This is a genomic window from Streptomyces sp. NPDC050485 (assembly GCF_044458185.1).
Lineage (GTDB): Bacteria > Actinomycetota > Actinomycetes > Streptomycetales > Streptomycetaceae > Streptomyces.
Genome location: NZ_JBITHR010000012.1, coordinates 250916 through 275761, shown reverse-complemented (window position 1 = coordinate 275761; position 24846 = coordinate 250916). Strand labels below are relative to the sequence as shown.

The window sequence follows — 24846 nt, the reverse complement described above, 5'->3', positions numbered from 1 at the left end:
CCTGGTCCCGCTGCCCGAGGGCGAGGGCATCGGCGGACACGGCCTCGGCGGCCCCAAGTCCGCCTGCAACCTCGCACCCGTCGACCAGTACCAGGGCCCGCAGAAGCTCCTCTGACCCTGCCCCACAGCCGTCGCCTCGTGCTGCTGCCCGCACGCCCTCAGTTGTGGGCAGCAGCACGAGGCAGGCAGGCACGTCACCAGACTGACAGCACGGCCGCGAGTACGGCGAAGGCGAGGCGACAAGCCCCGTCTGGCAGAGCAAGCAGCTTGGTCCCCGGAACGGCCCACTGACCACCGCGCCCGGCCACCACAGCGGAAACGCCCCACTTTCACAGCATTCCGCCGATACGAAACCGCGAGACCGCATGGCCGAGACCGTGCCCGGCGTCAACTGCCGCAGAGACGACATCGGGCGGTGACTCGCCCACCGGCAACGCGACTTCGGCCAGCGCAACAAGGAACAGCAGAAGCGACTCACTAGGCTCGGAGTGCAACCAGCCGCCGTACAGGCCCGTAAGGCGTCGGCGCCCGGCGGCGCGAAGACTGAGCGCGGGGCTCCGACCCGTGCATGCGGAGCGTGACGGCTCTTCGCGCAGGACGTCCAGCACGAGCAGCGCACCGTCATCCCGCATCAGCACACCGAACAGACCGTCATCGACGGCCAGGACCACGAAGTGCGCCTCGATGTACGGGTGTCCAACCAGAAGAGCCGACGCGACAGGCTGAACAGAGACAGCAGCTCACGCAACCCGCCGAACTCGGCATGGGCTGGGCGGGGGAAGCAGGGGTCCCGCGGCCTGACCAGCCCCAGGGCCCTGCACACTCACACCCCCTCGGCGTGACGGGCGGGACTGTCCAGCCACTACGCGCGAGCTGCAGCGCGACCACCCGCGAAACGGCCCATGGGACCCACTGCGCCGCGGAGTACGAAGTCACCCGACCCGCGACCGCTGCGGCTACGACCGCAACCCGCTGATATGCGCGACATCCGCCTCGCCCGCGGCTGGCTCATCGTGCCGGACTCCTACCTACGCGACCACCGCCCCGGCCGCGGCGCCTTGTTGGACGACGACCGCGAAATCTGGCAAGCCCTCCCGACCCGAACGGCGTCGGCATCACCCTGTCGCAGTTCGCGCTCAGGATCGCCGAGCACGACTCCACCGCCGCGAAGATCGTTCGGCAGGCCGTGCAGTCTGCCGCCTGCGGGGCCGCAGTGAGCGACGACCCGACCAACGTCGCGCAAAAAACCCTCTCCCTGCTCACCCAGCACAGGCCGCAAGCGTCGACACCCGCGTGCGCATCGTGCACCCTGATTGGGCTGACGACCGGGTGCAGACCGAAGTCGACCGCATCCTCGTCGAGACCGGGCAGGCCGTGCCCGACCCGATGAAGACGGGGGCGCTGTTCTGATGCTTTAAGAGGCGCTGCCCGTGAGCCGGTATCCGGACATAAGTACTTCGACGACCTGCCGCAGGATTCCCATCGCGCGAAACGTGCTGCTGTGCCGAGACTTCGGTGTGACCAGAACGGCAAGCCCTAGGATGAACAACGTCAGGCAGACAAAGAGCAGTGGGACGAGCACCGTTACCGCGGCCGTGATCCTGAGATTTTGGAAGATACCGAACACAACGAGCCCCTCCCGACAATGCACTTGGTGTTGCTGCTACCGCAGCAGGTGAGGATGTCGAGTTCGCTTCCCCTAGCAACCCGATCAGGCGACGAGGCAGCGTGAGAGCCACGCCGCATTCGTCAGGCGATCCATCGCGATCGCGAGCACACTCGGAGTATTACACGGGGCACCTGCGGAAGCGTCTCGGAACAACGGCATTGATTTGAGCTTCCGTTGAGGGTCATACCGCTGCCCCTGCGGCCGCCTAAGGCAACAGCCACCGCCCCCACCAGGGCTTTATCTTCCGCAATACGTCGCACATGCCACACCTGGCCACATTCTCCCGACTCGCCTTGGGGATCACCGCCGTTCGCCCTACGGACGAAGTCCTACCGCTCTGGCACTGCACATCACCGGACACCACCAGCCCCGACGACTCAGAGCCTCAATCGGCCCTATCCGGGGCATGACCAGCAACTGCGCTTCGTCGAGCAGGTACCGCTCGGTGCTGTCACAGGACAGACACCGACCTGTACGTATGGCCCACCGAGCGATGCAATCTGCGGTGAACGTGCTGCATCCGCGAAGAGGGCTCACGCCAGCTGGCCAAATACGGAAAGACACCTTGGGCCCCGATGATTTCAAGGTCACGAACCCGCCGTAACCATCCCCGGACGCGACTATCAACTGCGCTTCATCAAGCAGATGTCACTCGACGCCCAACAGGGCTAAGGGAAACGTGTCCGTTTACGAACTGGAGCCCCTCTGCCGCATCTGCTGCACGCCCCAAGAGGGCGCGCAACACAGCACTGAACTGGGGGGGGCGGGCATGCCGATCCACCCCGGAATGGTCGAGGATCTCTCGGCCGGTGTGCGCGATCTGTACGCGGATGCCGAGCAGCAACTGCTCGGCATCGTGGCACGGCAGTTGACCGACGGGTACGAGGCGCCTGGACGGGCCGTGGTCAAGCTACGGGATATTCAGCCGCTACGCCGTGCGTCGCAGCAGGTCGTCGGCGAGCTGGCGACCGCGGTCGACGTGGAGGTGTGGAAGGTGGTGGCCGAGGCGTACAACACCGGCGCCCGCTCCGGCCTCGCCGAGCTCGGCACCCTGGGCGACCGAGACGCACGGCGCATGGCCGAGTCGACGCCCAACACCCGTGCCGTGGACCGGATCGCGCAGGAAGCCGTCGACCTCGTCACCGAGACGCACCGCGGGATTCTCCGCGGCGTCGAGGACGGATACCGGCAGGTGCTCAGCGAGGTAGCCGCGACACCCGTACTGGGGATCGACACCCGTCGCCAGGCCGCCCAACGCGCCATGGAACGGTTCACCGACCGGGGCTGCGCACGTTCGTCGACAAGAGCGGCCGGGCCTGGCAGATGAGCTCATACGCCGAGATGGCGACCCGCACCGCGGTTGGTCGCGCCGCGGTCGAGGGCCACACCGACAAGCTCCGGGCGGCCGGCGACCTACGGCGCTCCACATGGGTGGCTATGCCAAGGCTCGCCCGCTTCCCACCGAGTAGGGATGTAGGCCCGGCAGGGTGCCCAGCACCTGCGCGCTTCGGGCTCTCAACTTTCGCTCCTCATGCAGGAGGGTAAGAAATGGCCCGATGATGGCGGCACATTCCGCGGCCACTGTGAGCCATAGACGCCAACGAGGGCCCGCGTTTTGCGGCCTCGGCGAAGCGCCGGCGGTCTCGTCGTAGCCCTGCCTTGTGTTCAGGGAGCGAGAAGAACGGGGTGTTCCGAGAGTGGACCGATACTGCTCAATGGAGCCGTCCCAAGGCTGCCGGGGGCGGCGCATTTCTCGGACTTTCTTCACCCCCTCCCACACGAGCGTCCCGGTGAGCACGGCAAGCCATGCCGCCAACCACCACCACGGCACCGAGTAAGTCTTGACCCCCACGGTCACCACGATCGCGCTCATGTTCCCCCCCCGATGGCGCCATCTGGGCTCCGCTCAGCAACCCCGTTGCTGCCGCTTTACCAATCGACTATGCCCAATGTGGGTGGGGTCGTCACGCCTGAACCGAACTCGTTCTGTCTACCTGGACACCGCCCCGGAGGGCCGATCACCCATGCCCGAACTCACCTCGAACCCCGCCCGGACCACCGACCCAGGCACGGACGCCACTCCGGCCCCAACTCCGCCTGTTGTTCCGCTGGTTACTCCGGCGCCGGCAGTTGTTCCGGAGGCCGAGCAGTGGGCAAGCGAGGCCCAGCAGGCAGCGAAGACAGCGCAGGCCGAGCGCGACGAGCAGCTCGGCGCACTGCGTAAGGTGCTCGCCCCGTACGGCGCGGCCAGCGAGCAGGACCCGGCCAAGCTCGCCGCGCAGGCTGCGAACGATCGCGACGCGCCCTCGCCGAGGCGAAGCAGCTTCGGATCGAGCTCGCGGCCCACCAGGCCGCCCACACTGCCGGCGCCGATCCGGCCCGGCTACTCGACTCTCGCGCCGTCGAGCAGCAGCTCGCCGAACTCGACCCGAGCGACCCGAAGTTCGGCGAGCAGCTCGCCGCAGCGATCGCCGCCGCAGTCGAGGCAAACCCCTGCTGCGGGCCGACGGTCCGGGCCCGGCCAAGGGTGGCGCCGGCTTCACCGGCACGCAGCCCACCGAGCGCCGCCCGACCTCCCTGCACGACGCCATCGCCGCCCGCCTCGGCGGCTGAAATCGAGTGGCGCGCACCATACAGGGCCTCAATTATGCCTTCGTTGCTTTCGTCCACTCGATTAGCTTCTGCATTACCTCGATAACCAAGTGTTGTCGGGGTTGAGGTAGAAAAATCCACGACAACCAGGCCGGAGCGAGGAGAACAACGACGATCAGGAGCGGGATGATCCGCAGCGCGGACAGCAGGTGTCGCGGACTGAGAAGTTCTAGAACAGAGGACATCGCAAAGGGCCCTTCCGATACGGATCGGGATGCTGTGATGTCCTCGCCAGGAGTGCTTTCCTGACGAACCGACAGGTTCGCTATGTCATCACAGCGGCGAGGTGGCAGGGCTTCGAGTTATCGAAGTCGAGAGGAAGCAGTCATGCTTCACCAAGAGGTTCCCGACTCCGGTGCGCTCGCCTCAGATTGCGGCTAACTCAGCTGCCGCGATGCGAACTTGCCTCAGAAAGTCGGTGTAGGGCCGCTGCGTAACAGATTGGACGCACGGAGGGGTGACCTGAGATGCATTGCGATCTCCACCCTCTCCATCAGGCACCTTCCCCACCGTCCCTGCCGGAAGGGTCTGCCCAATGTAGACACGCTGCGTGATCGACAGCAAGAACCGTCTTTCAGCCACAACTGCCCCAGGAATCAAGCTACTTCAGGCGATGGGGCGTGCCCCGACCTCCCGGCACAACCCATCGCCGCCCCTCGGCACCTAGGGGGTGTCCGATGGGTCAGGACAACTGGCGGTCAGGAGACTGGACGGGGCAGGGCGCGGCGAGGCGGTGGAAGACGGTGGCCAGCTCGTTTCGCCATGGCCAGGTCACAGAAATCCGCAGGCGCGGGCGGCTTCCTCCCCGGGTGAGGCGGGCGGCGACATGCAGCAGCCGGTAGCGGAGTTTCCTGGCCGCCCTCGTACGAGATCCACGCAGGCAACTCGCCGAGGTCGCCAAGGCGTTCCGTGTCGCCATGCGCCGTTACCGCACCCGCAACATCACCCTGCACGGCGGAGCCACCCAGGGAGTCGCCCTGGGTGGCTCGCTGCGGCACAGCAGCTCCCCTGCTGGGCTCGGAACTTGACCGCATCGTGCACGCCGCCTACACCGAAGGCCTCGCCCCCCTCGACCTCGCGGCCCGCGACGAGGCCACATTCCAGCTGGTCAACGGCGAGACCGGCCTCACCACCATCGACCTCCTTGAACCGCGCCGCCGAGTCGCTCAGCTGCGTCTGCTGCGGCGGCCGAGCCAGCCGGTCAGGCGCAGCGTCCGGCGACGGGGCAGTGACGCAGGCCGTGGCGTTGGGGACGAGCGCGGTGTCGGGTCGGCGTGCAGGCACGCCTCGACGCCGCCGGCGAGAGCCTGGACGCGGGCTGCCGGAGCGGAACTCGTGTGGACAAGCCTCCGGGTGTGCGACCTGAGAACGATCACGCCGTGCGGCCGATGAGGTTCCCCGCCCCGAGCGGAAGGGCGGATCAGCGCAGCCCGGCGAAGAGATCATTCTCGGGTACGGCCGTGCCGGTGGCGTCCTGGACACGTACGAAGGTCTCCATGCCCATCAACTCGCCGAACCTCTCCTTGCCCATCTTGAGGAAGAAGATGTTCTCCCCCTGACTGGCATGCGCGGCCAGCGCGTCGAACTTCTGACCGCTGAACGCGGTGGTGTCCACCCACGTAGTGATCTCATCGTCGGGGAGGCCGATCTTGGCCATCGCGGCGGTCTCGGCAGGATCCGGCTCCGGCATGTCCTCATGAAACTCGCGCATGATCTCGCCGAACCGCTGCATCATCGAGCGGGGCATCGTGGTCCAGTACACCTTCGGTGTCAGCGCGGTCATCTCCAGCGCCGCCATCGTGATGCGGTGGGCCTGGATGTGGTCGGGGTGACCGTAGAAGCCGTTCTCGTCGTAGGTGACGACCACATCAGGCCGGTAGTGCCGCATGAGTTCCGCGAGTCGGGCCGCGCCTTCCTGCACGGGGGTCTGCCAGAACGATCCGGGGGCGTCGTTGCTCGGCCAGCCCGTCATCCCGGAGTCGGCATAGTCCAGCATCTCCAGATCGCTGACCTTCAGGACGTCACAGCTCGCCTCAAGTTCTTGACGGCGCATCAGGGCGACCGCCGCCGGATCGTGCCGGGGATCGCCCGGCTTGACACCCCCCGGTCCGTCACCGCAACCGCCGTCGGTACACGTCACGAGAACCGTGCGGATGCCTTCCGCCGCGTACCGCGCGAGGACCCCTCCGGTTCCGGTGGCCTCGTCGTCGGGGTGGGCGTGCACTGCCATGAGCGTCAAGGGCCGGTCAGCCATGAAACAGTCCTCCTGCAGAAATACGTCTTGGTCCGAGTGCGCGGCGGGCGTACCGCGATCTCCAAGGGCCCGGATCCTGGTGGGGCGGACGACCTTGTGGTCTCCGTGTTCCCCGCCCGTGCGGCGCCGGTCCCTCGGTCGATCCAACGGCGCCGCCCTGACCAACTGTTCCCGGCGCCCCTGCAGTTCTGTTGTCGTAGCCCACGATAGTGGTGATTTTCCCGAAATAGGCTGGATCTCCTGATATAAGTCGTAGGGAAACCGCCTGCCTCGGCTCCTACCTGCGCCGTGCTGCCAGCGGCACCGAACAACCCTCCGTAGACCATGCCGTCAGTAGCCGCGCCGCTCGCTTCATCGAGGCTGAATCCGCCCTGTAGACCAGCGGCAATCCTGAGCGGTTGGGCGAGGTCGACGGTGACGGATTCGATGCCGACGACGGCGGCTGTGGCGAAGGTGGTGCCGACGATGGTGGCGCCGGCGATCTCCAGTTCGTGGTCGAGCTTCTTCTTGGCGTCGGCCACGGCGTCGGCGTACTCGTCGATTCCCGTGGCCAGGTCTCGGCCGTCGACGAGGTCCTGGAGCCAGCCCTTCTTGTCCCGGTGTAGCGGGCCCAGAAGGGGTCGGCGAACGCCGAGATGCATCACCCTTGTTGTTGTGGATCAACGCCTGGGCGGCTTTGTCGGCGGCTGCGGCGACGTCCTCCATGTCGTCGGCGAACTTCCGCCAGGCGTTGGCGACGTCGCGCAGCTTGCCCACGTCGCCGGCGGGCCACCCGATACCGGTGACGTCGGTGACGATCTCCCGGACCTTGTCACCGGCACTCACTGATCCGGGCCCCGTCACGGTTGCCGGCATCATCGTGCTGCTGGTTGGGCCGCGGTACCGGCTTGCGGAACATTGAACCGACCACGGCGTCACTGTCGATGTGCTCGTCCGCCATGCCGACCATGGCCAGGTTGATGCCGGCCAAGCCGTCCTTGATGATCCGGGCTGACTTCTCGATCCGGGCGATGAGCGGGCCGTACTGATCGTGGAACTTCCCGCCCGGCTCGTTGTCGCCCCACGCGGCCCCCGCCTTGGCCAACGACGTCCCCAATGTGCTCAGAGCACGCTCCACCGCCACGCTCTGCTCATGGAACGTCGGCGCAGTCGCCTTCAAGTCAGCGGTCTTGATGTCGGGGACCTCGCCGTCGTCACCCACTGGGTACCGCTCCCGGTTGTCTCCGCAGCTGTACGACCCTAACCAGAGACCCCAGTTCGCAACTGCTGTCACTCGAAGATCGGATCAAGGTCAACTATCCCTGGTCCAGCGTATGCGTGCGCTGGAGGGGGTTCCCCACACGGCGAGAAGTGAGGTGGCGCAGCAAGGCCCGCCGGTCCACTGCCTCAAGGACATACCCAGCGGCGACACCCCCTCCCCGAGGGACTCGTCTTCGCTCTAGCCGCGACGCCCGGAGCACCGGCGAGGGCACCGGATGAGCGTGACGTCTGGCGAGCTCACCTTGACGCCCGTTCCGTACGACGGGTGATCGGCGTCAGTACGGCACTCAACCGCCAAGGGCTCCGGGGGATTTGGTGGTGGTGCCGTACTGACGAATCCACTGACGGGGATCTACTGACGAACGGCCGTCAGTGCGCTGACCTGGGGTCGTCTGTCCAGCTGGGGACGGCCCCGACAGTCCTGCCCGAACCGCTCGCCGCACTGGTCCTCGACCTCATCGCAACACGACGCCCCTACACGGTGATCGGACACGCCGACCAGACGCCCTTGCTGTTTCCAGGTCAACGCCCAGGCCGGCACGCCAGCGCCGACCGGCTCGGCCTACGGCTGATCGCCGTCGGAATCCAGCCAGGCCAGGCTCGGTCCACGGCCCTGTTCGCCCTTGCCGAGGAAGTCCCAGCCGCGATCCTGGCCCGCATGCTCGGCATCCACATGCAAGTCGCCGTCCAGTGGCAGAAGGCATCCGCCCGCGACTGGGCCGCCTACGCCGCCGACGTCAGCCGCCGTGTCCCGGAGAATCGATGAGCTACCCATCACCATCACCATCCACCAAGCACGGCTCGGCGCCGTGGAGTTCAAAGTCATCCGACCAGCCCAGCCATTGGTCCACGCCGTGTTCGCCGACCACGATCGACACCTGGACGCCTGTCTCGATCAAGACGCCGCTCGGCGAATCGGCGGTCTATGGACGCTCGCCGCCTCTTCACCGCGCTCGCTGGTCCACCTGCCGATGTGAGGCAACCAAGCCCCCTCCCGCGAGCTGCCGGAAGACGGCACGCGTCAGTTTGATCTCGTGCTTCTGCATCGCTCGCTCCAGCTCGCGCCTTCACGATGGAAGGAGGTGCGCGGGCGACTCGGCCCGGGTCGTTCGCAGACCGTGACACTGCCCGATCCGGGACATACAGGCGACGCCGTGATTGACCACGAGGCACGGCACTACCGGGAGAACCGGGATCTGTTCCACCAGCATCTCCACGCCGAGACCCTGTTCATGACCGGCAGCGCGAAGGTGTTCAGGGAAACCGCCCGGCACTTCCTCAACGTCGCCCGAAACGGTCCAGGCTACGTCCCCGTCCATCCCAGCTATCCGTACTTCTGCACAGAGCTCCACTCCAACGACAGCATTCTCAGCGCCGCGCGCGAGATCCACATCGAGTACTGCGACCAGTGGGACTCATGAACCGAGCGACAGGAAACCCGACGAGGACTGAGCGCCGATACGTTCCCGATCTCCGGCCTGCAAAATGGAGGGCCTCTCATGGAGTGGGGCCTGACAGGATGCCCCGGATGGAGATCCTTGAGCAACTCGCACCGCTGCTGGGCTCACTGGCCACCTCAAGTCATGTCTACGCCAAGTGGGGCGCAATATCGGAGGCCACCGTCGCGGAGCAGGTGTTCGCCCTCGTCATGGTCGCACAAGCCGACTGGGCGCATCAGGCCATCGCGGGCGCCGTCGGGCCTGTCTCCGGTCGCGAGATCGAGGCAGCGCTTGAGCCCGTCGACATGGTCGGCACCATCGAGCTGATGACCACTCTGTCGGCCTTCGACCTCGTCTACCCACGACACCTCCTCCGAGACCGCGATCACGCGGAGCGCGCGGCGACGCGGGTGGCGAAACTGCTCGGCCCAGGCGCGAGCTGGGTCACGAACACGGAGAGCATCGGCGACGGCCGCGCGTGGACGCCCGTCACCCGGCACGGCATCGATGTCGTCGTTGCCGGAAGCACCGCAGAGCACTTCGTGATCCTGCTCGCGCTGGGCGATGACTAACGAGGGCCGGAGCAAGTCCGGCCGCGGCCCCTCGCCCTGTTCCCGAAGGAGCCGCTACCGTGCAGCCGTGACCGGTTTTGCTGCACAGACTCCACTGCTCTTCCTCGATGTCGACGGTCCACTCATTCCGTTCGGGGCAGCGCCGCAGGAGTATCCGGACGGGCATCCGACGTATCAGACAGGCCCCGAACCACAGGGGCCCGACTCGAATCCCCTTCTGGCCAGGATCAACCCCGAGCACGGACCCCGGTTGAGGGCGCTACCGTGCGATCTCGTCTGGGCCACGACATGGATGGCCGACGCGAACGAGTGCATCGCACGACGGATCGGCCTGCCGCAGTTGGCAGTGGTGACCTGGCCGGAGCCCTCCGCCGAAGACGAACAGGCCGAGCGGGCCGGACTGCACTGGAAGACCCGCGTCCTCATCGACTGGGCAGCCGGGCGCTCGTTCGCCTGGGTCGACGATGAGATCACGGACACCGATCGGGCCTGGGTGTCCGCACACCACCAAGGACATGCCCTCCTCCATCGCGTCGACCCCCGCCGCGGCCTGACCAACCTGGACTACGACACTCTCAGTGAGTGGTTGCACAAGATTGCCGCGGACACCCCCGCCGCATAGCGCTGCTTGAAACCGCCCGAGAACAAGGCCGCCCGCGACACGAACACGGGCCGCCCCGCCGCGCATCAGTAGTGTCTGTCCAGAGCATCGACAAGGTTGCGGAGTTCACGCGCCCGCCGTCGGGACATTGTCAACATCACCGCTTCGAGGTGCTCACGAGCCTGCCAAGAGTCTCCGCAACAGGACCATTCCGTGCAGCCGCCGCTCTCGTACTCCCACAGGCGACGGTTCGGCTGGTGGACGAAGCTTCTCCAGCGCACCATGGCTGACCCGATCGAGCCCGGCCACAGGTACTTCTTCTGGCGTTCTATCCGTCGAACCTCAGCGAGAGCTGCCGAGGAGAGACCATGGATGATCGTGGGGTCGTCCTGCATCCTGAGCCCGCGCGAAAGGTCGGTACGGACGCGGCCAGGCCGTCTACGCGGCATCAGCCTTTCTGGTAATCGTCATGCCGGTCAGCATCCCACCTGTTGGCTCTTCGCGGCCCGCAGCTACCGCTCATGCTCGGGAACGGCAGGCGGCCTGACCTCGATAATCGTGGCCCTGCCCACTGCCGGTCCGCCCTCATGCATGGTGATCACATCGCCGAGCTCAAGATGGTGCCACTGCTCGGGACCGAGAGGAGCCAAGCGGACCGTGGCGCCCTCTCCTGGCGCCAGTCCAGGAGCACCCTCCACCCACAGCCGTGCGATGTTCACGGCCTGCTCGCCGCCGGGTGCGCGGTTGCCGATGTCCCACAGCGGCCTGAGCTGACCTTCGCCCGAGAACGCAGTCTGACGCCCGCCCTCCTCCGCCCTCAGCAGACTCAACCTGGCCCGGATAGCACCGTGCTGCACCTCCCAGGCCCGCCACTCGCACCAGCGAGCGCTGTGCTCCAGCATCATCGCCTGAGCAGCCTCCGCGAGAAGCGACCAGAAGCCCAAGGGAACCGGGTGCTCGTCCCCGATCTCCATCAGAAGATCCAGCACGAGCTCCCACTCTTCTCTGCGACACGCTGGGAGTCGGCCTGCACCTGGCGGTCAGATCGCCTTCTTCGGACAAGCCTGCATCCTGAGGTTCCCCCGCTGCGCGGGAGGTGCTGATCAGCTGGTCAGAGCGGGTTGACGGGTGTTCAGGTTCGTTGGTTCGGTCGTCGCCTACTCGCCGTGGTGCATCTCCTCGAACTCGATGGGGCCGAGGTAGCCGGCGTCTGCAGGCCCGGCAGGTCCGGCAGCGAACTCCCGCCCGGAGAACTCCTCCTGACATCCATGGCGACCCGACACCGCGGGCCCGGCCGGCAGTACCAAATCGCGCACGCGGGGAGCATCGCGGGCGAAACCCGATCTGCCACACGGGTTTGAATTCCGTTTTTCTGGGTTTCCGCCCTGCGCTATTCTGCGCACCCGCACACCCCGGGGGTGCGCATGCAGGTGCGATAACTTCTGGCCATTCCAGAACCGGACATAGAGGGGCAGCGCGCGTGTCCGGCGGATTTCCTCGCAGGCGAGCGGCGGGGTGCGGAGGTCCGCCGGGGCGGCCGATTCGCGATCATCGCTCCCGGCGAGCACGGAATGGCGCTTGTAGGCTGCATATTCCAGCCGAAAGAACCTGCCGGAAAGGGCAATGTATGGCACTGCACGCGGCCATCCTCTTCGACCTCGACGGAACGCTGGTCGACTCCTACGGGGATGCCGAGGATTGCTGGGGTGAGTGGGCCGATTCCGTCGGCCTGGGCGACACATTCGACCTCGCCCCCTTCTACGGACAGAAACGCGCCGACATCATCCGCACCCTTCTCCCGCAGCTTTCACAGCAGGAGATCGACGAACACGCCGAACGGGTCCGGCTGGCCGAACGGGCCAGAGTGGACAAGGTCGTCGCCCTTCCCGGAGCGGCTGAGGTGCTGGCCGCCCTGCCCCCCGAGCGGTGGGGGATCGTCACCTCCAACGACACCGAGGTGGCGCAGGCCCGTCTGCGCAGCGCCGGCCTGCCGGTACCCGACGTGCTCGTCAGCGCGGACAACGTGGTCCACCCCAAGCCTCACCCGGAAGGATTCCTCCTCGGCGCCGAAAAGCTCGGTTTCGACCCCGCGTCAGTGGTTGGAATCGACGATTCCCCCATCGGTATCAGCGCCGCCAAGGACGCCGGTTTGACGGCTGTCGCCGTGCGTTTCCGGCATGACGTCAGCGAACTGAGCAATGCCCATGTGGTCGCTGACGGAGTCAAGTCCATCGAGTGCCGTACACAACCGGACGGAATTACCCTCACCATCGATGGAGTTCTCTTATGAACACCAGGATTTCCCCCAGTATTCTCGCCGCCGACTTCACCCGTCTCGCCGAGGAGGCGGCTGCGGTCGCCGATGACGCCGACTTTCTCCATGTCGACGTCATGGACAACCACTTCGTGCCCAACCTCACAGTTGGGTTACCAGTGGTGGAATCCCTCGTAAAAAACGCGCGACTTCCCCTCGATATCCACCTGGGTGTCTCCGACCCCGACCGCTGGGCCCCCGGCTACGCCGAGGTCGGCGCCGGCAGCGTCACGATCCACGCCGAGGCCACCCACTCGCCCGTACGGACGCTTCGGGCCATCCGCGCCGCGGGCGCCCAGGCCGGACTCGCCCTCAACCCGGCCACTCCCCTCCAGCCGTACGAGGGGCTGTTGGCCGAGGTCGACACCCTGCTGATCATGACCGTGGAGCCGGGCTTCGGGAGCCAGAAGTTCCTGGAGTTCACCCTCGACAAGATCCGCCAGGCCCGTGCCCTCATCGACAACCTGTGCCGCTTCGGCGGCCGGGACGTACCGCTGTGGCTCCAGGTCGACGGCGGCGTCAACGAAACCACCATCGCGCGCTGCGCCGAGGCTGGTGCCGACTCCTTCGTGGCCGGGTCGGCCGTCTACGCCAGTGACGATCCCGGAGCCGCCGTACGCGCCCTGCGCGCTCGCGCCGCCGACGGCGCACGATCGGTTGGCGCACGCGCCTGAGGCGGCGCGATCACGCGGGAACACCCCGCACCGACACCACCCGGCACGCTATCGAGGAGGAAGACACACGCATGGGACGGGTACAAGGAAAGGTCGTCCTGATCACCGGAGCCGCGCGCGGTCAAGGCCGTTCGCACGCCGTCCGACTGGCTCAGGAGGGCGCGCACATCATCGCGTCGGACATCTGCGAGGAAGTCGGCAGCACGCACTACTCTCTGGCGACCTCCAAGGACCTGCAGGAGACACGGAGCCTGGTCGAGAAGGAGGGGGGCAGGATCCTCACCTTCGGTGCCGACGTGCGCAGGCTGGACCAGATGGAGACCCTGGTCCGGGCCGGGCTCGACGAGTTCGGGCCAATAGACGTGGTGTGCGCGAATGCCGGCATCGGCTCGCTCGGCCGCTCCTGGGAGCTGACCGAGAAGCAGTGGAACGACATGATCGACGTCAACCTCACCGGCGCCTGGCACACCATCAAGGCGGCGGTCCCCCACATGATCGAGGCCGGCCGCGGCGGATCCATCATCTTCACCAACTCCGTCGCCGGTACCCTCGGCCGGCCGAACATGTCCCACTACGCCGCGTCCAAGCACGGACTCGTGGGACTCATGAGGTCGCTGGCAAACGAACTGGCCCCGTACTACATCCGCGTCAACAGCATCCACCCGGGCAACGTGGACACCGACATGGTCCAGAACATCACCGGTCGACGCCTCCTGCTGCCGGAGGTGGAGAACCCCTCCCGTGAGGAGTTCGCCGCGGCTGCCGCCGAGTTGAGCGTCATCCCGGTGCCCTGGGTCGAGAGCAGCGACATCAGCAACGCGGTGCTGTGGCTGGCGTCCGACGAGGCCCGCTACGTCACCGGCGCCACGCTGCCCGTGGACGCCGGAGCCGCTGTCAAGGCATGAGCACACGAGGAGCCATACCCCCCATGAACGATCCGTTACGGCAGCTGACCGAACACGGCGTGTCCATCTGGCTGGACGACCTGAGCCGGGAGCGGCTCGCCTCCGGCGGCCTCGCGTCCGTCGTCCGCGACCAGAACGTCGTCGGCGTCACCACCAACCCGTCCATCTTCCACCAGGCCATCGCCGGTGGCACCGGCTCCGCCTACGACGACGACCTGCGCGACCTCGCGCTGCGAGGCGTCACTGCCGAAGAGGCCGTGCGCGCCCTGACCACCGCCGACGTACGCGAGGCCGCCGACGTGCTGCGGAGCGTGTATCAGCGCACCGACGGCCACGACGGGCGGGTCTCCCTGGAGGTCGACCCGCGCCTCGCCCACGACACCGACGCCACCGTGGCCGAGGCCCGCCACCTGTGGTGGACGGTCGACCGGCCCAACCTGCTCATCAAGATCCCGGCCACACCGGCCGGCCTCCCCGCCATCAGCCGGGCGATCGCCGAGGGCATCAGCGTCAACGTCACCCTCATCTTCTCGATCGAGCGGTACCGGGCGGTGGTCGACGCCTACCAGACCGGACTGGAAGAGGCCCTGCGCAACGGACGCGACCTCTCCGTCATCGAATCGGTGGCCTCCTTCTTCGTCTCACGGATGGACACCGAAACCGACCGGCGCCTGGAGGAGATCGGCACCCCGGAGGCGCTGGAACTGCGCGGCCGGACCGGACTCGCCAACTCCAGGCGCGCCCACCAGGTGTACGAGGAGACCGTGCGCTCCACACGCTGGCAGGCCCTCCAGGCGGCCGGAGCCAACGTCCAGCGCCTGCTGTGGACCTCCACCAGCACCAAGAACCCCGCCTACCCCGACACCCTCTACGTCTCCGAGCTGGTCACCGCGGGCACCGTCAACACCTTGCCCCCGCAGACCCTGGACGCCGTCGCCGACCACGGCGACATCCACGGGGACACCGTGCGCGGAAACCACGAGGACGCGACCCGCGTGCTCGCCACGCTCTCCGGGCTCGGGATCGACTACGACGAGGTCGTCCGCCTCCTGGAGGACCAGGGCGTCGCTGCGTTCACGAAGGCGTGGAACAGCCTCCTGGACAGCGTCGAAGCCTCCCTCGCGCGCCTGCGCGGCCCGCACGAAGCACGGTGAACACCGCCCCATGACCCGCCTCGCCCCCACCACCGCCGGGACCGGGCCACGGGTGTCACGCGCCTTCGTGGTCCGGCTCGGCCTGGCCTACCTCGGCCTCTACAGCGCCGTCCTCTCCGTCGCGCTGGTCACCCTGGCCCTGCGCATCGAGGATGTAGACCCCGAGCACAAGGAAACCAGCCTCGCTGTCGCGGCCGGGCTCGGGGCGCTCGTCGCCCTGTTCGCCAACCCCCTCGCGGGGCGCCTGTCGGACCGCACCACCTCCCGCTGGGGACGCCGACGTCCCTGGCTGGTCTGCGGGGTCCTCGGCGGCGCCGTCGGCCTGGCCGTCGTCGTCCTGGTGCCGTCGATCGCGGCGATCACCGCCGGTTGGTGTCTGGCGCAGCTGAGCTTCAACGCCTCCATCGCCGCACTGGCGGCTACGGTGCCCGAGCACGTGCCCCTCGCGCAGCGAGGCACCGTGTCGGGGGTGATGGGCTTCAGTCAGCGCCTGGCCGTGCCGGTGGGGATGGGGGCGGCGGCCCTCTTCTCCGCCGGCCCGGCCGGATTCCTCCTGCCCGCCGCCGCGGCGATCGGCTGCGTCTCCCTGTTCGCGCTGCCGCTGAAGGACTCCCCCGCGCCCGCGGAGCTGCGCCCGTTCTCCGCGAAGGAGTTCTTCGGCAGCTTCTGGACCGACCCGCGCAGCCATCCGGACTTCGGCTGGGTCTGGCTGACCCGGTTCCTGACCTACTTCGCCTCCGTGGCTCCCGTCCCGTACCTCGCCTACTACCTCGGCTCCCGCGTCGGCCTTGCCGATGGCTCGGTGGCGGTCACCGTCGCTCTGCTGACGACCCTCAACTACACACTCAGCGCCGTGACCGCGGCCCTGTGCGGGTGGCTCTCCGACCGACTGAACCGGCGCAAGGTCTTCGTCACCGCCGCCGCCGTGTTCCTCGCCGCCGGCCTTCTACTGCTGGCCGTCTCCACCACGCTGCCCCCGGTTTACCTCGCTCAGGCCCTGCTGGGCATCGGGTCGGGGTTCTACTTCGCCGTGGACATGGCCCTGGCCACCGAAGTCCTGCCGAGCTCGGACGACGTGGGCAAGGACCTCGGCGTCATCAACAGCGCCGACGTCCTGCCCCAGTCCATCGGCCCCGCCCTGGCTCCCTTGCTCCTGGCCATCGGATCCGGGGGGAACTACCCCGCCCTCTACCTCTTCACCATGGCGGTCGGCCTGCTGGCGGCCGTCACCGTCACCCGCATCAGGACAGTGCGCTGAGCGCGCCCGAAAGGAGATCCAATGATCTACGAATACGCCTACCTGTACATCACGCCCGGCCGGGAGAAGGAGTTCGAACAGGCGCTGCTCGCCGCCGCGCCCATCCTGGAGTCGGCCGAGGGCTGCCACTCCGTCGAACTCCACCGCGACGTCGAGACCGAAGGCGCCTACCTGCTACGCGTCGGCTGGGCCACGCTGGAGGACCACACCGAGAAGTTCTTCAAGAGCGAGCAGGCCCCCCGCTTCGCCGAAGCGATCGACCACTTCTTCGACAGGGAGCCCACGCTGCGCCACTTCGCCGCCGACCCCGTCGGCGCGCCGGGCACCGCGGCCGGGGCGTGAGGGAGACGCGCGGGCGCCGCTCGGCGGGCCGCCTCAGGCATCGGCGAGTTCGGACTCGGTCACGCCCGGGGAGACGAGGGTGACCCGGATGTTCCCGGCGGACTCCTGGCGCAGCCCCTCGGAGATCGCGCGGACGGCGAATCTGGTGGCGCAGTAGACGGCGGCGGTGGGAGGGACCTCGTAGGCGCCGACGGAGGCGATGTTCACGAAGTGCCCGCCGCCCTGAGCGCGCATCGCGGGCAGGGCGGCTGGGGCTACCGCCGCATCCACGGAGAGCCAGCCGTGCTCGGGATCAAAGTCGCTCCCTCCACCGCCTGGGCCGACTTCCTGCGCTCCTCGGCAGATGCCCCACTCCGCGCACCCCCCGAACCGATCACCCAACCCGAACGAATCACCTGCCTCGACATACGACGACGCGACGCCCTCGGCGGCGTCATCCACGAGTACCAACATGCGGCCTGACCAGCGCGGACGAGGTTCTCGGCACGCACGCTGTCATCCCTGGTCCGACCAGGCGACTCTCCGGGCCGTTGGTCACGCGGTTGGTCACGCCACTGCCCAGAAATGCAGAAAACCCCACGCGAAGTGGGGTCTCAACTGGTGTCCGAGGGGGGGAAGCGGGCCATAGGCACACATCACTGGTGAGCGGCGAAATCGCGCTCACGTAATACGTCATCGCCGTCACACTGCGCCAACACCCGACGGACAGCGATGCCCATTCCGTTCAGATGTCGCTCACGCCACTCAGCCTGGACACCGGGCGCTATCCCTCAAACCATTGACATTCGCGAGCACTTCTCACGGGATCCAAGAACCGGTTCAACGGCGACTGCACCGGGGGCCAGTACCGACCCGACGTTGTCGACGGATGCCTCGCCGCAACCGGACTCACCCTGAAGAGGCTCCTCGCCCGCGGCCGGTGCCGGACCAGCTGTTCCTGCAGAGCATCCTGTACGTGCTGCACAACGACATCGACTGGCAACTGCTGCCCCTGGAGCTGGGGTTCGGCTCGGGCCAGACCTGCTGGCGGCGGCTGGAGCGGCGGCCGCCGCGGCGGTGCGAGCCATCATCGGGGCCCCGGTCACGGAAACGCCGTGACCGGGGCCCCAGGATCAGCTGCCGCGGAAGGTGGCGACCGCCGCTAGTTCCGGTACCGGAACACGATCCGGCCGCGCGTCAGGTCGTACGGCGGGAGCTCCACCAGCACCCGGTCTTCCAGATAGATCTTGATGTAGTTCTTGCGGATCTTCCCGCTGATGTGCGCGAGCACCTGGTGGCCGTTCTTGAGCTCCACGGTGAACATGGCGCTGCGCAGGCACTCGACGACCTTGCCCTCGACTTCGATGACGTTCTTGTTCTTCGTCATCGCACCAGCTCCAGGTTGCTGCTCACCGGCCGGGCGCCGATGCCCTCGAACAGCGCCGAGGCCGCTTGGTTGGACTCGTGGACTTCGGCATGGGCCGCGGCGAACCCGGAGCGGTGCAGCGTCCCCAGCGCGTGGGCCAGCAGTGCCCGCGCGATGCTGCGGCGCTGCTCGCCGGCCCGGACCGCGACCAGCCCGATGCGTGGCCGCTTCACCGTCACCACCCGGATCAGACCCAGGTAGCGGTCCGGCGCCGCGGCCACCGCGTACTTCGACGGGTCGATGATGGTGTCGCCTTCGGGGCGGGGAATGACCTCCGCGGGCATCGACTGCCACCCGACGCTCGCCTCGACTTCGTCACGGATCGCGCGGTCCACCGCCCGCAGCAGACTCTCGTCCGCCTGACCGGCGGGCACGATCGTCACGCCCGAAGGCGGCAGGACTGCTTCGAGCCCTGTGACCTGTGGGTCGGTCGGCACGACGTACTCCCACTCGCGGCGCCGGATCGTGAAACCGGCTCGCCGCCAGCCGGCCGTCAGCTCGACGTCGGCTTCGTCGACCACCGTGTACAGCGGCGCCGGCAGTTCCGCCAGCATCGCCTCGGCGAGCCGGTCGAAGGCGGCGTCGTGCCAGGCGTCGATGCTGACGAACAAGCGTCCGTCGGGCCGGTTCCCCGCATACCCGCGGCCGACCACCAGGTCGTCATCCAGTGCATGCCATTGCCTGTCCGCGACGCGCGTGATCACCACCGCGTTCTCGCTCAGGCCAGAGGTGAAAGGCTTCGTGTTCATCGGAGTCTCCTTGGAGTGCCTCGATCTCAGGCGCTCCTGGCGACACCGAACGTCAGCCGCCGGACCGTGACGGATTGGGGGAGCACCCATGGGTAACTGTGTTCACGGGTCTCACCTCCATACGACGACTTCACGATCCACCACGACGGTAGCGGCGGGGCGCCGTCTCGCTCAAATCCTTTTCTATGGAGCTTGCCCAGGCCCCTGATGTTCAGGGAGCCCTTGCGGGAGATCACCGCCTGGATGCGGCGTCGCAGCTCACCGCGCACAGCCTTCGAGTCGTATGCCTTGTCGCCCAGGAGGCACTCCAGCCGCCGTCGGGGCCGGCCGGGCCGTCCGGCGACGGGCGGGATGCCGTCCACGATGTCGAGGGTCTGAGTGATGTCGTTGACGTTGGCGGCGGTCGTGATGACGTGCAGCGGGGTGCCCTTGCCGTCGCAGATCGGGTGGTGCTTGCTGCCCGTCTTCCGCCGGTCGACCGGCGGAAGACCGGTCGCGATTCCCCCTTTTTTCGCGCGCACGTGGGAGCCGTCCACGCACGCGCGGGTCCAGTCGAGCTCGCCAGCCGCGTTGAGCTCGGCGAGCAGGATCCGGTGCAACCGCTCGAAGACTCCGGCCCGCCCACAAGGTCCTCGTACAGGCCCGGCGCCCAGGCGGCGAGGACGTTGAGGGTCTCGTCGGCGTAGCGCCAGGCGGTTGCGACCGAGACGCCGAAGCCGGCCGCGAGTGCGGGCAGCGTCTCGTTCTTGCGCAAGCGCACCAAGGCCAGCAGGGCCTGCTGGAAGCAGCTCAACTTCCGCCATCGCGAGCGGCGTTCACACCTTCGGGCATGGATGAGCCAGCAAACATGCTCAACCAACGCATGCGGGACGTCGACCGTGGCACGCTACGGGATCAAGCGAGGCTCCTCGGGCGATGCGTGGGTGCGTAGAGAACACCACCGCAACGACCAGGAGCCTCGTCTCGTTACCCACCCCGCTGACCTGCTCTTTCACTTCCCAGAGACAGGATGAAAACGGTTCAGTGATCAAGTTCGAGGCATCATTCGACCGCCGAGGTTGAAGACCAAGCCAGCGGCGTGAACGGCCCCGCCGGACGGTTCGTGGTCTGCCGCAGGTCTGTACGGAAACGGCACTGTGCCCCGTAACCACCTCATGGCGGCTGCGGGGCCCGGCGCACCCGATCAGATGCGGTCCGCCGCAATCAGCAGATAGTGGAAGCTGCCCTCCTTGTACGCCCTCAGGAAGGGATCCTCGACACCCGTGGCCAGGGAGGACTTGGCGCGGAGCTCCCAGTACGGGATCGTCGCGTCCGTCAGGTCGAGGACGTTCATCGGGACCAGGCCGTTGGCCGCCATGGCCTTGAAGTAGGCGCTGCGCGGGTGGATGTTGCACGTGTAGTGCTCGTCGATGCGGCTGACGGCCTTCGACCGGCCGCCGGTCACATCGTTGTAGCAGCCGGTGATGACGACGTAACGGCCGCCGAACCGCAGCTGGCGGGCGTGCTCGGCGAAGAGCTGGAACAGGTCCACGTACATGGTGGACTCGTTGTTCCATATGCTGCGGAACGCGCCTGTCGGCAGGCCGGTGTCCAGCATGTTGCGGAAGTGGTAGCGCACCTTGTCGTCGACGCCCCGCTTGCGGGCCTGGCCGTTGGCGAACTCGACCTGGGCCTCGGAGATGGACACGCCGTCCACCTGGCAGTCGAAGCGGGCGTTGGCCATGATGCTGGTGCCGCCGCGGCCGCAGCCGGCGTCCAGCAGGCGGTCGGTGGGCTGCACATCGCCGAGGTGGTCGAGCAGGACGTCGGCCTGGGCCGACTCCAGGCGGTGCAGTTCCTCGACGATGCGTGCGTCGAGGGTGTCATTGGGGCCCTCCAGGACGGACGGGGCATAGTCGCCGAGGCCGTAGTGGTGGTGGTAGAGGCCGTCGACGTCGCCCAGGCGCAGGTTGACGGGGTCCTTCTCCTTGTTCCAGTAGTCGGCGACCGACTTCTGGTACGCCGTGCGCAGGACGGGAGCGGCGGGGGCGGGAGTGGTCGTCATGGGGGGCTCCTTGCAACATTAGGTAAGTCGGTAAGTGGGAAGGCGCTCACGCGCCGTTGTAGCGGGGGCTGCCGCTGTGCCAGGCGCGGTTGCCGCCGAGCCAGGCCCACACCCCCGCGAGGAAGCGGCGCAACTGCGGTGAGCCCGCAAGGGCCAGGGCCGCCGCCTCCGTCTCGAAGGTGCGCACCAGCTCATCGTGGATCGACGCACTCCGCTCGACCGCCTCGCGCGGCGAGCACCGTTCCTCCTCGGCGATCACGGTCGGCAGGTTGAACTCCACACTCTCCGAGTGGTGTTCCTTCGCCATCGAGTACAGATCGTTGACGAGCGTGGCGGCGGTGGACGCCATGGTCACGGCGCGGCGCACCCGTGGGTCGGCGTACTCGACGGCGGGCAGCGCGTAGCCGCCCACCACGTCGGTCATCGCGATGCACGGGAGGAAGCTGTTGATCTGACGGTGCGCCAGGTACTCCCAGACGGCGGGCATCCGGCCCTGGGAGCGCCAGGAGCCCTCCTGCCCGTAGCCAACGAACAGGACGGCGACCTCGTGGTGCAGCCGGGCCAGTTGGGACGCGTCCGCATACCGGGCCAGGTGCGCGAAGCCGGAGCGCAGGGCGACCCGCACCGGGTCGTCCCGCATGGCCTGTTCCACGGCGGAGACGTAACGCGCCGGGGGGTGGGCGGGGTCCATGGCCGCGTAGGCGACGCCGAGCTGCGCGCCGAGCAGCGCCGGGGCGGATCCCATCGTCTCGTCGTCGCAGTAGTAGTCGTCCGTGGCCCACTCCGCCAGGGCGCACTTGCCCGCGGCCAGCAGACGGTCCGGGTCGTCGGTGTCGGGGTGGGCCAGCATCATCAGGCGCCCGAAGTCCGCCGCGTGGATGCGGTCGAGCCGGCCGGCGTAGAGGCCGATCTCCCGGGCCCACTCCACCAGGCGTCCGTTGACCTCTTCGGCCAGCGTCGGGTCGTCGCGGAGTGCGGGCGGGCAGTACAGGTCCGGGACACCTGCGCCGACTGCCCGTTTCCCTGGCGTGATACGGGCAGCGGAGGTGCCCAGTCCCGTCGGCCCGGACGGCAGTGTGAACCCCTCCCGGCGGACGGCGGTTCCGGGCAGCCGCTCCGAAGCTGCGGGGCGGCGGACGTCCTGGTGCTGGGCGAGCAGCGTCGCCACGAGCCGCGCCACGTCGTGACGGGCCGCGGGCGCGGTCATGCGGGACAGCAGCGACACGGAAATCTCCTTCAGGACGACGTGCCGAAAACCTCGACGTTCTCCAGGACGCCGAGCGCGTCGGGCACGAGAACGGCCGCCGAGTAGTAGGTGCTGACCAGGTAGGAGATGATCGCCTGCTCATTGATGCCCATGAACCGGACGTTGAGGCCCGGCTCGTACTCGTCGGGGATCCCGGTCTGGCGCAGGCCGACCACCCCCTGTTCGGCCTCGCCCAGCCGCATCGCGAGGATCGCGGAGGTGCCCTGCTCCGTGACCGGGATCTTGCCGCAGGGAAGGATGGGCACGCCCCGCCAGGCCGGCACCGGGTGGCCGTTGACCTCGGCGGTGTCGAACGCGAGACCGCGCTTGTTGCACTCGCGGCCGAAGGCGGAGATCGCCCGGGGGTGGGCGAAGAACGCCTTGGTTCCGCGCCGCATGCTCAGCAGCTCGTCCATGTCGTCCGGGGTGGGCGGGCCGGAGTGCGTGGAGATGCGCTGGCTGTAGTCGGCGTTGTGCAGCAGCCCGAACTCGCGGTTGTTGACCAGCTCGGACTCCTGGCGCTCGCGCAGGGCCTCTATCGTCAGCCGCAGTTGCTGCTGGATCTGGTCCATCGGGTCGTTGTAGAGGTCCGCGACCCGGCTGTGTACCCGCAGGATCGTCTGCGCCACGCTCAGCTCGTACTCGCGGGGCCGGAGTTCGTAGTCGACGAACGTGCTCGGCAGCAACGGCTCGCCGTTGTGGCCGGAGGCGAGGGAAATGGCCGCCTCGCCCTTCTTGTTGTGCGGCCGCGCCCTTTCGGCCTGGCGTCGCAGGACGTGGGCCCGCAGGCGTTCGTTCCGCGCCGCCACCTCCTCGTACGCGGCGCGCGTCAGCACCAGGACCGTGCACGCCGTTATCGCGCGCGCGGTGAACTCCCACGCGCCCGGCTCCTCGGCCATCACCTGGCCGCCGAAGAACCCGCCGTCGGCCAGCACGCCGCGCCGGTTCTCCTCGCCGTACTTCCCCGGGGCGAGCTTCTCGACCTTGCCGCGCGCGATCAGGTAGACGTGGTCGAGGGCCTGGCCCTGCTCGGCCATCACCTGGCCGGGTTCGTACTCCCGCTGCTCGCACCGCTCGGCGAGCACCCGCAGCACCGCATCGTCGTCGAAGCCGCGCAGCAGGGGAAGTTCGCCCAGCTCGGCCGGGACGACCTTGACCTCGGCCCCTTCCTGGACGAAGGTCACCCGGCCGTCGCCGACCTCATACACCAGCCGCCGGTTGACCCGGTACGTTCCGCCCTTGACCTCCGTCCAGGGCAGCATCCGCAGCAGCCACCGCGAGCTGAGGCCCTGCATCTGCGGCACGGTCTTGGTGGTGGTCGCCAGGTTCCGCGCGGCGGCGACCCCCAGACTCAGCTGTGCCCGTCCTGCTGAGAGGTTGGGTTGCTCCGGCTGCGACATCCTGATCCCTTCCGTATGGGTGACCGCATCAAGAAGGAGCCCCCGTGACGGGCCGGCCGGCCCGTGAGGCTCCTGTGGCGCAAGTGAATCAACGTCAGATGATGTTGGTCGAGGCGGCCGGATAAGCACCGACGTATTTGCGCCACCGAACGGACAGGGGAACGCCCGGCCCACCCGGCCTCTCGAACCGGCCAGAGGCCGTTGCTATGCCCGCTATGCCGCGATGATCCGCATTCTGAGTAGACAGGTCCGGTGCGGTGCACGAGCCCTGTCGCCCGGCATGCGGCGGGCGAGGTGGCCGATATCCTCCGCCGACAAACGAGGGCTTGCGGCCGTCCCGAACCCAGCCCGGGGATTTGAGGTCGGCGACGACCTCGGGGGACAGCTGACGGTGCAACACCAGGAGTGGGTGCTCGAAGGGCGTCAAGTCGTGCCCCGGCGCCCGCGTTTGCCCCGCCGTGCGGGAATTCTTGGTTCTGCGGCAGTGGGGCATGTAGGTGCTTATCCTGGCGATCATGTTCGTTTTGGAGCTGACCTACATTGCGCCCATCGAGCGCGTCGACGCCGCCCTCGCAGAGCACGTGGCATGGCTGGATGCCCACTACGCCAGCGGCGTCTTCATCGCCTCTGGCAGGAAGGTCCCGCGCGACGGCGGCGTCATCCTCGCCCTCGGCGACGACCGAGCGAAGATCGAAGAGATCGTGCAGAGCGACCCGTTCAGCGTGGCTGGTGTCGCCGAGTACGCGATCACGGAATTCGCCGCCACGAAGACCGCTCCGCCACTGGAGCCGTACCGCCAGGAGCGTCCCAGCTGAACCCGTTCCGGCGGCCGACTGGCTCCGCCCCGGCGGAGAACCGAACGACGGCCTAGGTGTTGCGGGTCGTGAGGTTGTTGACAGGGTGCTGGC

General features: G+C 67.8%; 24 protein-coding genes and 4 pseudogenes. 15 read left to right on the top strand and 13 right to left on the bottom strand.

What is annotated here, in order from left to right; all coding sequences use genetic code 11:
• Positions 1-329: 329 nt before the first annotated feature.
• Positions 330-671 (bottom strand): hypothetical protein, encoded by a 342-nt coding sequence (locus ACIBK6_RS24935; RefSeq protein ID WP_399053546.1) that lies wholly within the window; start codon positions 669-671, stop codon positions 330-332.
• A gap of 1767 nt (positions 672-2438) precedes the next feature.
• On the opposite strand from ACIBK6_RS24935, the pseudogene ACIBK6_RS24930 reads away from it, so the two are divergent.
• Positions 2439-3214, top strand: a pseudogene (locus ACIBK6_RS24930) (phage minor capsid protein).
• A 2527-nt stretch (positions 3215-5741) separates the two neighbouring features.
• On the opposite strand, the gene ACIBK6_RS24925 reads toward ACIBK6_RS24930, so the two are convergent.
• Positions 5742-6575, bottom strand: coding sequence for a PIG-L family deacetylase (locus ACIBK6_RS24925; RefSeq protein ID WP_399053545.1), 834 nt, complete (start codon positions 6573-6575; stop codon positions 5742-5744).
• A gap of 398 nt (positions 6576-6973) precedes the next feature.
• Between ACIBK6_RS24925 and ACIBK6_RS24920 the strand changes: the two genes are divergently transcribed.
• On the top strand, positions 6974-7180 hold the full coding sequence (locus tag ACIBK6_RS24920; protein WP_399053544.1) for a hypothetical protein: 207 nt from the start codon (positions 6974-6976) through the stop codon (positions 7178-7180).
• Between the two features lie 49 nt (positions 7181-7229).
• The gene (locus tag ACIBK6_RS24915) at positions 7230-7403 is read left to right on the top strand and encodes a hypothetical protein (protein ID WP_399053543.1); all 174 of its coding nucleotides are present in this window, start codon (positions 7230-7232) and stop codon (positions 7401-7403) included.
• Here ACIBK6_RS24915 and ACIBK6_RS24910 read toward each other — a convergent pair.
• Positions 7387-7776, bottom strand: a complete 390-nt coding sequence (locus ACIBK6_RS24910; protein WP_399053542.1) for a hypothetical protein — start codon at positions 7774-7776, stop codon at positions 7387-7389. The two genes, ACIBK6_RS24915 and ACIBK6_RS24910, sit on opposite strands and share 17 nt — an antisense overlap.
• Positions 7777-8316: 540 nt before the next feature.
• On the opposite strand from ACIBK6_RS24910, the gene ACIBK6_RS24905 reads away from it, so the two are divergent.
• From ACIBK6_RS24905 to ACIBK6_RS24890, 4 genes are all read left to right on the top strand, one after another.
• Complete coding sequence (locus tag ACIBK6_RS24905) at positions 8317-8601, top strand: hypothetical protein (protein WP_399053541.1); 285 nt, start codon at positions 8317-8319, stop codon at positions 8599-8601.
• A 388-nt stretch (positions 8602-8989) separates the two neighbouring features.
• A complete protein-coding gene (locus ACIBK6_RS24900) occupies positions 8990-9256 on the top strand; it encodes a hypothetical protein (protein WP_399053540.1) in 267 nt (88 codons plus the stop codon).
• A gap of 107 nt (positions 9257-9363) precedes the next feature.
• Positions 9364-9846, top strand: a complete 483-nt coding sequence (locus ACIBK6_RS24895) for a hypothetical protein (protein WP_399053539.1) — start codon at positions 9364-9366, stop codon at positions 9844-9846.
• A 67-nt stretch (positions 9847-9913) separates the two neighbouring features.
• Positions 9914-10468 (top strand): HAD domain-containing protein, encoded by a 555-nt coding sequence (locus ACIBK6_RS24890; RefSeq protein WP_399053538.1) that lies wholly within the window; start codon positions 9914-9916, stop codon positions 10466-10468.
• A gap of 491 nt (positions 10469-10959) precedes the next feature.
• On the opposite strand, the gene ACIBK6_RS24885 is transcribed toward ACIBK6_RS24890, so the two are convergent.
• On the bottom strand, positions 10960-11436 hold the full coding sequence (locus ACIBK6_RS24885) for a hypothetical protein (RefSeq protein ID WP_399053537.1): 477 nt from the start codon (positions 11434-11436) through the stop codon (positions 10960-10962).
• 168 nt (positions 11437-11604) lie between these two features.
• A complete protein-coding gene (locus tag ACIBK6_RS24880; protein WP_399053536.1) occupies positions 11605-11763 on the bottom strand; it encodes a hypothetical protein in 159 nt (52 codons plus the stop codon).
• Positions 11764-12074: 311 nt separating this feature from the next.
• On the opposite strand from ACIBK6_RS24880, the gene ACIBK6_RS24875 reads away from it, so the two are divergent.
• The 6 genes from ACIBK6_RS24875 to ACIBK6_RS24850 all read left to right on the top strand — a co-directional run bounded on the left by ACIBK6_RS24875 (position 12075) and on the right by ACIBK6_RS24850 (position 17094).
• Positions 12075-12737, top strand: coding sequence for an HAD family hydrolase (locus ACIBK6_RS24875; RefSeq protein ID WP_399053535.1), 663 nt, complete (start codon positions 12075-12077; stop codon positions 12735-12737).
• On the top strand, positions 12734-13435 hold the full coding sequence (gene rpe, locus ACIBK6_RS24870; protein ID WP_399053534.1) for a ribulose-phosphate 3-epimerase: 702 nt from the start codon (positions 12734-12736) through the stop codon (positions 13433-13435). Before ACIBK6_RS24875 ends, rpe begins: the two co-directional genes overlap by 4 nt.
• Before the next feature lie 71 nt (positions 13436-13506).
• Entirely contained in the window at positions 13507-14340 is an 834-nt protein-coding gene (locus ACIBK6_RS24865) for a mycofactocin-coupled SDR family oxidoreductase (protein ID WP_399053533.1), read from the top strand.
• Positions 14341-14363: 23 nt separating this feature from the next.
• Positions 14364-15494 carry a transaldolase gene (gene tal, locus ACIBK6_RS24860; protein WP_399053532.1) on the top strand — a complete coding sequence of 377 codons (1131 nt, stop codon included), beginning with the start codon at positions 14364-14366 and terminating at the stop codon, positions 15492-15494.
• Positions 15495-15504: 10 nt separating this feature from the next.
• Entirely contained in the window at positions 15505-16752 is a 1248-nt protein-coding gene (locus ACIBK6_RS24855) for an MFS transporter (RefSeq protein ID WP_399053531.1), read from the top strand.
• Positions 16753-16773: 21 nt separating this feature from the next.
• Positions 16774-17094 (top strand): antibiotic biosynthesis monooxygenase family protein, encoded by a 321-nt coding sequence (locus ACIBK6_RS24850; RefSeq protein ID WP_399053530.1) that lies wholly within the window; start codon positions 16774-16776, stop codon positions 17092-17094.
• A 39-nt stretch (positions 17095-17133) separates the two neighbouring features.
• On the opposite strand, the pseudogene ACIBK6_RS24845 reads toward ACIBK6_RS24850, so the two are convergent.
• Positions 17134-17343, bottom strand: a pseudogene (locus tag ACIBK6_RS24845) (SDR family oxidoreductase); the annotation flags it as partial.
• Positions 17344-17962: 619 nt separating this feature from the next.
• Here ACIBK6_RS24845 and ACIBK6_RS24840 point away from each other — a divergent pair.
• Positions 17963-18130 (top strand): annotated as a pseudogene (locus ACIBK6_RS24840) (transposase); the annotation flags it as partial.
• Positions 18131-18235: 105 nt separating this feature from the next.
• Here ACIBK6_RS24840 and infA read toward each other — a convergent pair.
• From infA to ACIBK6_RS24805, 7 genes and pseudogenes are all read right to left on the bottom strand, one after another.
• Positions 18236-18460 carry a translation initiation factor IF-1 gene (gene infA / locus ACIBK6_RS24835; protein WP_399053529.1) on the bottom strand — a complete coding sequence of 75 codons (225 nt, stop codon included), beginning with the start codon at positions 18458-18460 and terminating at the stop codon, positions 18236-18238.
• Positions 18457-19248: a GNAT family N-acetyltransferase gene (locus ACIBK6_RS24830; RefSeq protein WP_399053528.1), complete on the bottom strand. Its 792-nt coding sequence runs from the start codon at positions 19246-19248 to the stop codon at positions 18457-18459. The genes infA and ACIBK6_RS24830 overlap by 4 nt, the downstream gene beginning before the upstream one ends.
• A gap of 26 nt (positions 19249-19274) precedes the next feature.
• The gene (locus tag ACIBK6_RS24825; protein ID WP_399053527.1) at positions 19275-19847 is read right to left on the bottom strand and encodes a transposase; all 573 of its coding nucleotides are present in this window, start codon (positions 19845-19847) and stop codon (positions 19275-19277) included.
• Between the two features lie 20 nt (positions 19848-19867).
• Positions 19868-20107, bottom strand: a pseudogene (locus ACIBK6_RS24820) (transposase family protein); the annotation flags it as partial.
• A gap of 324 nt (positions 20108-20431) precedes the next feature.
• A complete protein-coding gene (locus tag ACIBK6_RS24815) occupies positions 20432-21292 on the bottom strand; it encodes a geranyl diphosphate 2-C-methyltransferase (RefSeq protein WP_399053526.1) in 861 nt (286 codons plus the stop codon).
• Between the two features lie 46 nt (positions 21293-21338).
• Positions 21339-22517, bottom strand: a complete 1179-nt coding sequence (locus tag ACIBK6_RS24810; RefSeq protein ID WP_399053525.1) for a family 2 encapsulin nanocompartment cargo protein terpene cyclase — start codon at positions 22515-22517, stop codon at positions 21339-21341.
• An 11-nt stretch (positions 22518-22528) separates the two neighbouring features.
• Positions 22529-23938, bottom strand: a complete 1410-nt coding sequence (locus ACIBK6_RS24805; RefSeq protein WP_399053524.1) for a family 2B encapsulin nanocompartment shell protein — start codon at positions 23936-23938, stop codon at positions 22529-22531.
• Between the two features lie 515 nt (positions 23939-24453).
• Between ACIBK6_RS24805 and ACIBK6_RS24800 the strand changes: the two genes are divergently transcribed.
• The gene (locus ACIBK6_RS24800; protein WP_399053523.1) at positions 24454-24753 is read left to right on the top strand and encodes a YciI family protein; all 300 of its coding nucleotides are present in this window, start codon (positions 24454-24456) and stop codon (positions 24751-24753) included.
• Positions 24754-24846 lie beyond the last annotated feature (93 nt).